The organism is Nonomuraea maheshkhaliensis, assembly GCF_039529435.1.
In the GTDB taxonomy this organism is placed as follows: Bacteria; Actinomycetota; Actinomycetes; order Streptosporangiales; family Streptosporangiaceae; genus Nonomuraea; species Nonomuraea maheshkhaliensis.
The window spans coordinates 1-855 of record NZ_BAAAMU010000325.1 but is presented as its reverse complement, the minus strand read 5'-3'; the positions used below and the strand labels follow the sequence as shown (position 1 = coordinate 855).

The 855-nt window shown below is 72.0% G+C and carries 1 protein-coding gene; it reads right to left on the bottom strand.

The genetic code is table 11. The features are described 5' to 3' along the window. The coding region (locus ABFX54_RS56665; protein WP_346115622.1) for a condensation domain-containing protein at positions 1–855 on the bottom strand (855 nt) is incomplete at both ends.

Genomic DNA, 855 nt, shown 5'->3' with positions numbered 1-855 from the left:
CCTCCACCACCTGACGCCACTCACCCTCACCCATCACCTCAACCCCACTCAGCCGCACCGAAGGCCGAGTGGTCACCACGTCGAGCACCCGAGCCAACCGCGCCACCAGCAACTCGGCCGTCCGCCGGTCGAACAGGTCGGCCGCCGCCACCAGCGACCCGCGCAGCCCGCCGGCCCCCGGCACCTCCACCACCGTGAAGTCCAGGTCGAACTTGGCCGCCGTCGTCCCCGGCGAGATCCCCTCGGCGCGCACCCCCGGCAGGCTCAGCGTCGCCTCGGCGTTGTTCTGGACCTTGAACATCACCTGGAACAGCGGATGCCGCGCCATCGACCGCGCCGGCGCCAGCTCCTCCACCAGCCGCTCGAACGGCACGTCCTGGTGGTCGAACGCCTCCAAGCTCCGCTCCCGGACCCGTGCCAGCAGCTCGCGGAACGTCGGGTCCCCCGACAGGTCCGTCCGGACGACGAGCGTGTTGATGAAGAAGCCGACGAGGTCGTTCAGCGCCTCGTCGTTCCGCCCGGCGGTCGCCGCTCCCATCGGGAGGTCGATCCCGGCGCCGAGCCGCGACAGCAGCACGGCGAGCGCGGCCTGCACCACCATGTACGTGGTGACGCCCTCCAGCCGCGCCAGCTCGGCGAGCCGGGCGTGCACCTCGGCCGGCACCTCGATCGGCACCAGGTGGCCCCGGTGCGAGGCCGTCTCGGGTCTGGGCCGGTCGAAGGGCAGCTCCAGCTCCTCAGGCGCTCCGGCCAGCGCCGCGCGCCAGTACGCGACCTGCCCGGAGATCAGGCTGTCCGGATCGTTCTCGTCGCCGAGCAGTTCCCGCTGCCAGAGCGTGTAGTCGGCGTACTGGA